At 45.2% G+C, this 7,008-nt stretch carries 7 protein-coding genes; 4 read left to right on the top strand and 3 right to left on the bottom strand.

From position 1 onward, the window contains the following. A partial coding sequence (locus tag H515_RS0110125; RefSeq protein ID WP_036891802.1) for a phage integrase SAM-like domain-containing protein occupies positions 1–838 on the bottom strand: 838 nt, incomplete at its 3' end. Between the two features lie 15 nt (positions 839–853). On the opposite strand from H515_RS0110125, the gene H515_RS15215 reads away from it, so the two are divergent. Next, a complete protein-coding gene (locus H515_RS15215) occupies positions 854–985 on the top strand; it encodes a hypothetical protein (RefSeq protein WP_255418139.1) in 132 nt (43 codons plus the stop codon). Positions 986–1,318: 333 nt separating this feature from the next. Here H515_RS15215 and H515_RS0110120 read toward each other — a convergent pair whose 3' ends face one another. Then, positions 1,319–2,416, bottom strand: a complete 1,098-nt coding sequence (locus tag H515_RS0110120; RefSeq protein WP_025878073.1) for an SGNH/GDSL hydrolase family protein — start codon at positions 2,414–2,416, stop codon at positions 1,319–1,321. A gap of 93 nt (positions 2,417–2,509) precedes the next feature. Here H515_RS0110120 and H515_RS0110115 point away from each other — a divergent pair, with 93 nt between their 5' ends. The 3 genes from H515_RS0110115 to H515_RS0110105 all read left to right on the top strand — a co-directional run bounded on the left by H515_RS0110115 (position 2,510) and on the right by H515_RS0110105 (position 6,567). Next, entirely contained in the window at positions 2,510–4,315 is a 1,806-nt protein-coding gene (locus H515_RS0110115; protein ID WP_028901911.1) for a MutS-related protein, read from the top strand. Positions 4,316–4,490: 175 nt separating this feature from the next. Next, positions 4,491–5,240, top strand: a complete 750-nt coding sequence (locus tag H515_RS0110110; protein ID WP_262499239.1) for an MIP/aquaporin family protein — start codon at positions 4,491–4,493, stop codon at positions 5,238–5,240. Between the two features lie 313 nt (positions 5,241–5,553). Next, positions 5,554–6,567: a class II fructose-bisphosphate aldolase gene (locus tag H515_RS0110105; RefSeq protein WP_025878077.1), complete on the top strand. Its 1,014-nt coding sequence runs from the start codon at positions 5,554–5,556 to the stop codon at positions 6,565–6,567. A 129-nt stretch (positions 6,568–6,696) separates the two neighbouring features. Here the strand turns inward: H515_RS0110105 and H515_RS0110100 are convergent. Then, the coding region (locus tag H515_RS0110100) for a transposase (protein ID WP_028901803.1) at positions 6,697–7,008 on the bottom strand (312 nt) is incomplete at its 5' end.

The raw sequence follows: 7,008 nt of genomic DNA, 5'->3' as shown, positions 1-7,008 counted from the left end.
CCTCGTCATCACGCACAAGATGGGACTTGTCCAGTTCCATCAAATCACAATACGCAGCACCCGTATAACAGGCAAAGAGGAAAATATCCCTTGCCGTTTCCATTTCCTCCTCCAATTCCTCAAAGTGGAGAGTCTTTAACTTCTCAAATGCTCCTCTGTCAAGTGCTTTGGGGAGTTTCTTGTTACCCTTGCTGATTTTGACTTTGTCAAAAAGCAGGATGTCTGCCACCCCCTCACGGTAAGCCTGCCTGCAAACTGTTTTCAAATGGGTGGCGACATTGTAGAATGAGCTCTCCTGAAATCCACACTCTCCCAAGAAGTACTGCTGAAACTCATGGATGAAGTTCTCTGTCAGTTGTGAGAAGGCTAAGTCAGAAACCTTATACTTCTTTTGGATGAACTCCTGCAAGTGGATTCTCGTGGAGTGATAGCTTGCCATTGACTCTTTTCTGATGTCTATACCGATATGACTTTCTTTTTCTTTTATGAGCACATCAAGCCTCTCGATGAGCATGCACCGTGTCTGCACACAGCCCTGAAACTGTTCCTTCACGTCGGTTGCGTCAAATGGGCAACCTCTTGTAAGCAAAGATTGATAAGCTGACTGAATGGACAGCAGCAAGTTCTCCAACCTGCCATTCACTTCCACCGCCTCACGACTTTTTCCGTCCATTCTGCTCTCACGGGGATTCCACAGGTCAGGATTACAGGAGAGCTTGCAACTGAACTGCGCTACACTCCTTCCAAGTGTGATACGTCCCATAATTGGGGCTTTGCCTGACTTGCCAAGACCGCTCTTTTTGAGGTAGAGCAACACCTTCATTTTTTCTGTTTTCATACGCTTTGATGTTTTGTGGCAAAATTACCAAATTCAAAGCGTTCCTCACTTATGCAGAAAACTGCCGACCGCAGCAACAGCCACACGAGCGAAAATAATTCAGTTACCGAACATTGCTCCATCGTTACCTATGGCAAATTCGGGTAACGCTCTGGTAACTGAACTTCTGCTTAAATCTGCATATTCCTGCCCTTTTTGAAAAGAGCACTTCTATGCAAATTATTCCGTTTCCTGCTCATTATCAGTCAGTTTACACCAACTTCGTTATTTCTTCATTTTCGTTGATTAGTTGCATGGCAAAAGCTCACCTTTTGTTTTGCAAAAGGTCAGCTATTGAACGGCGAAAGCTCATCTTTTGTAAGTGAGAATATAATTCGTTGGTATTCAGTGGGTTGCTTTTTGTCTGAAAAATCTTCTGATAATGGCATGTGTTGAAAGGGTTTGCCCGACTTGCAAGGTCGGGCAATACGCAGCCTTCACCTACCAGTTCATAATCTTTTGCAGAAAAGGCGTGAGTTCCTCTGCCATCCGCCCATGCTGGAGGAGGCTCGGATGCCAACAGGCTCCGTAGCCGAGGTCGCCCGTCTGTGGTGTGAATGCGAACCGATAGATGTCTTTGTCGCCTTTTTCGTTGAACTCCCTCGTGAGTTTATCGAGGATGCCGCCTTGGATGTTATGCGTTTTTTCGGCCATCATCGGACCGTTCAGAAGAACAATCTTCGCATTGGGATAGGCATTGCGGACGGATTGCAGGAAATTGCGGTAGGCCCGTTCGTAAAGACCTGCATTGTAGTTGTTGGTAGAGAAGTCGTTGGTGCCGAGATTGATGCAAACGACCTGTGGTATCCATTGTGCGAAGTCCCATTTCTCAAGGTTGCTGCCGTAAATGGTGTTGTTAAACTCGTTCTGCATGGTGATTTTGTTTCCGCTTTTCGGACCGTTGTAGTTGCGGTAAACTCCTATTCCGCTTCGGGCAATGGCTGTGTGTAGTGCGTTGAGGTTGCGACTCACTTGGCTTGCGTAGCTCAGGTAATGGTTTTCGGTCTCATCGCAGTATTTATCGGCCTGGTCCAGACTCTCGATACCAAATGAGCAGGTGATGGAATTGCCGATGAACTCTATCCGCCGTTCGGGCAGTGCGGGAGGCTGGGCCAAGGAACAATGCTCGTCGAGTACGAACCCCCTGAACTCCGCATGACGTTCTATCCCCTCGATGGCATACATCAGCCGTACCTCGTGTATGCCGTTTTGCAGTGCTGTCGCCAAGGTGACGACGGAATCGCGTGGTGCATTGAAGCTCACCTTGAAGGGTTCGGCATTGTCTATCGTACATACGAAATAACCACTTTTGGGCTTGGCAATCATTCTCAGCGATGTTCCCTCGAAGCGCGCTATGATTTGGATTCCCGGCCAGTTGAACATCGGTCGCTCTGGGTTTTTGAAACTGATGCGCCCCACATAGCAGATGTTGGGATTCGTTGGGCTGATGATGGTGCCTTTGATGGGCAACGTGGTGGCAGCACTGGTCGTTATGGTCATGAGCAATGCGCAGACGATGGAGAAAATCTTATTTTTCATTGTCGGATTGATTTATTCTTGTTATATGCAAAGATATGGTAATTTTTGTGTAATGACAAATTCCCTCTGAATCTTTTTACTACTTTTGTAACTATGAATAAGGAATTGAATGCACTGTACCACCGTCGGGTGGATGAACTGTCTGAGTTAATCACTGCCTTGCAGTCTAAAAGCAAGGGATTTGTCATAGGCGAGATTGTTTTGTTTGTCTCTGCCTTGGGCTTTCTTGTGCTTTTCACGATTGTTGAAAATGGATCATGGACCTTGTTGGTTGCGCTCTTGCTTCTGTTTCTATACTTCTATATTCGACATTTGGATGCGAAGAACGACAGAAAGATAAGCGAGGAGTCGGCCTTGAAACTGGTCTATGAGAGGGAAATAGACTATCAGAGGGGCGATTACTCCAAGTTCGATGCTGGCGAAAGGTATGTGAAGCCGTCTCATCATTTCACCTTCGACCTTGATGTGTTTGGCGACAGCTCGCTCTTTCAGCGCATCAACCGTACTATATCATCGGGCGGTGCCAATTGTCTGGCAAGGAGTCTTGCTGGTGAATGGGAGACAATGCCTGCAGCGGAGCTCTTTCGACATATTGAACATCGCAAGGAAGCCATTCGGGAGTTGGGGTCAGACGAGAATTTCGTGTCGAACTTCAAGGCCCAGGGTGTTGAAAACACCATCGATACCGCAGCCGTGAAAGACGCTTTTGCTGCTGCCCACACTTTGGAGATTCCCGACTATTTCGGCAACACTACCTTCCGGCTCTTCGTCTATGCCGACTTGGTGGGATTTTACCTGAGTGTCTTTCTGTCCGTTGCCGACCTTCTGCCCGCTTTCATGCCATTGTGGTGGGGCATTTTCAACTTCTTTTTGGCGATGTTCTGTTCGCACAAGTACATCAAACTCATCAATGAGGTTATCTCAAAGCTCCAGAGTCAGGTGCGGGGATATGTGAATATGACAACGCTGATTGACCAACAGGACTTTCATTCGGCAGAACTGGTTGCGCTGAGGAGTAGAATGTCGGGGGCAAAATCTTCCTTCAGTCGGCTGGAACGCATATTGCAGAAGATTGACAACCGCAGCAATGAGATAGGAATAGTTCTGTTCAATTGCTTCGGACTCATCGATATCGCCATTGTAAGGGATTTCCTTAGGTGGCAGCGAACTTACCAACATTCAACTGATCAGTGGATAGATACGGCCAGTGTCTTCGATGCTCTGGTGTCGATGGCCACTTTCAGGATGAATGAGGATGGGGCAAGGGAGGCCGAGGTGGTCTGTCAGGATGAGATTCGCTATGAGGCACAGGGACTTTACCACCCGTTTTTAGGGGAAAAAGCTATTAGAAACGACTTCTGTATCAGAAATCTCGAATACTATATCATCACCGGAGCGAATATGGCTGGCAAGAGTACATTCCTCCGTACGTTGGGCGTGAACTATATTCTCGCAATGAATGGATTACCAGTATTCGCCAAATCCATGACGGTGTCTGTGTTCCAGTTGTTCACTAATATGCGGACGACCGATGATCTCACGCATGGAATTTCTTATTTCAACGCAGAATTGTTGAGGCTGAAGCAGCTTATCGATTCTCTTCGGCCAGAGAAGCCCTGTCTGATAATTCTCGATGAAATCCTCAAAGGTACGAATTCACTGGATAAATTGAACGGATCACGGCTGTTTCTGCAATATATATCAAAAAAGAATGTCACGGGTGTAATTGCCACACATGACCTTGAGCTCTCCAAACTCTCGGAGGAAATGCCAGGACGGTTCAATAACTATTGCTTCGAGATTGAGCTCGGAGAAAAGGTGACTTATTCATACAAAATTACTCCAGGAGTTGCAAGGAACCAAAATGCCACATTCTTGTTGAAAGGTATATTGCAATGAATGTGACTTAGGTTGCTTGCTGGCAGTGACGGGTGATTCATAAATACCCGACTCTTTACTAAAACGTTATTAAAATTTAACGATATAGAGAAATATAGCTGTACAATCACATACTAAATTAACTTTTTTTGCGTTGTATTTCAGGAATTAATGGGTCTTTAAAAGCATCCAGATTATAAGAAAGAATAGATATATGAAAAAGTATTTAGCAGAAATGGTCGGCACATTGGTGCTTGTGTTGATGGGTTGCGGTGCAGCCGTCAGCCTCAATTGTTCTTCAAATTGTGCAGATGTGGTTAATGCCGGCACCGTGCTTGGTACTGGAATCGCTTTTGGTCTCTCTTTTGTCGCAATGGCTTATACCATTGGAGGTATTTCTGGATGTCACATTAATCCAGCTATTACATTGGGATTCTTTCTTAGTGGTCGCATGGACGCAAAGGATTGTGTCATGTACATGATCTTCCAAGTTGTCGGAGGCTTGCTCGGTGCTGCAATTCTCTACAGCCTTGTAATGAGCACTGGTGTTGAGTTTGCTGAGGCTGGAGTTGGTCTGGGATCGAACAATCTGCAAGAGGGGATAAGTTCAACAGGCGGCTTGCTTGCTGAGATTGTGTTTACTTGTATTTTCGTTCTCGTCGTTTTGGGTGTTACTTCAAAGACAAATGGTTCAATGAACAATTTCGCAGGTTTGGCAATCGGTCTATCATTGATACTCGTTCACCTTGTATGTATCCGTTATACAGGAACGTCGGTTAATCCAGCGCGTTCCATCGGGCCAGCTATCTTCGCCCAATTGGCAGGCGGTCCGGCGACAGCGTTGAGCAATCTTTGGATTTTCATTATAGGTCCATTTGTGGGTGGTGCTCTTGCGAGTGTAATTTGGCGAATTATCGAACCAGCAAATCAGGAGGATCAATTCTGAAATTTAGATATAATGAGTCTCTTTTCACTCTTCGGCGGGGGGACTTTTTAAATATGTTCATGTGGCAATAATGCTGCTCGTGACGTCAGTTGCATGAATTTATCCTGTCTGCCTTGTGCCCTGTCTTACTGTTATTCGTGATATAAAGTTTTCAAAAAGGTGTGTTTTTGTTGTACAATCTGCTAAAAACACGTTTTTTAACATTAAGGAAACAATTAATAGGGGATAGAGCTTGGCGTTCAGAGAATAAAATATTATATTTGCATTTGACAATGAAAGATTGTTATTCATTATTTAAAAACACATTATTATTATGGCAGTAAATTACAAGGATTTAGGGCTCGTGAACACTCGTGAGATGTTTAAGAGGGCGATTGACGGTGGATGGGCCGTTCCAGCATTCAATTTCAATAACCTGGAACAGCTTCAGGCGATTATTACAGCAGCTTCAAAAACAAAATCTCCTGTTATTCTTCAAGTGTCTAAGGGCGCTCGTAAATACGCTAACCAGACTTTGCTCCGTTATCTTGCTGAGGGTGCTGTTGAGTTTGCCAAGGAATTGGGTTGTAAGCATCCAGAGATCGTATTGCATCTCGACCACGGTGACAGCTTCGAAGTATGCAAGAGCTGTGTAGATTTCGGCTTCTCATCAGTTATGATCGATGGTTCAGCACTTCCTTATGAAGAGAATGTTGCCCTGACTAAGAAGGTTGTTGAGTACGCTCATCAGTTTGATGTGACGGTAGAGGGCGAACTCGGTGTACTTGCTGGTGTTGAGGATGATGTTGTTGCAGAGAAATCTCATTATACAAGACCAGAAGAGGTGGTTGATTTCGCCACACGTACTGGGTGCGATTCATTGGCAATCTCGATTGGAACCTCACATGGCGCTTATAAGTTCACACCAGATCAGTGCACACGCGACCCGAAGACTGGCCGTCTGATACCTCCTCCATTGGCATTCGATGTGCTTGAGGCTGTTGAAAAGCAACTTCCGGGCTTCCCAATCGTGCTTCATGGTTCTTCTTCTGTTCCAGAAAAGTATGTTGATATCATCAATGCAAACGGCGGTAAGTTGCCAAACGCAGTTGGTATCCCAGAGGAGCAGTTGCGTAAAGCCACCAAGAGCGCTGTTTGCAAGATCAATATCGACTCTGACTCTCGCCTGGCATTTACGGCTGGTGTGCGCCAGACTATGGTTGAGCATCCTGAATACTTCGATCCACGCCAGTATTGTGGTAAGGCTCGTGAATACATGGTTGACTTATACACTGAGAAGATTATTGATGTTCTCGGTTCTGACAATAAACTTGCTAACCTCGATTAATTCTTTTCATCAGGTTAGACAACAATAACAAGGACGGTGGCTTCATGCGAAGTCACCGTTTTTCTTGCTTAAGTCATGAGTTTGATTGATTAAGCCTTGTAAAAGTGATTGGTTCGGCTCAGTAGAAAATCAATGGGGATAGGCATATAGTTTTGCAATTCTGAATAAAAAGAACTTCTTGTCTGCCACTCCTCTTAGATTGGCTCGGAAAAGTTTAATTTTGGCATTGAACGATTCTGCCATGGCATTCGAAGATCTGTTGTTATAGAAGTTCAATATCTCATCATAATGCTCGTAGAATGTGGCAGCAATCACATTGAATGAATGGAAGTCTGCCTCTTCAACTTTATTGTACCACCGTGCCATGGAGAGCCTGGCTGCATCCTTGATGGTGTTCTTGGCGAAGATTATGCGCAGTGAGTGGCACAGTCCGTATGCCTT

Origin of the sequence: Prevotella corporis DSM 18810 = JCM 8529 (genome assembly GCF_000430525.1) — a bacterium.
Classification (GTDB): domain Bacteria; phylum Bacteroidota; class Bacteroidia; order Bacteroidales; family Bacteroidaceae; genus Prevotella; species Prevotella corporis.
This window is presented reverse-complemented; position numbering and strand designations above follow the sequence as displayed.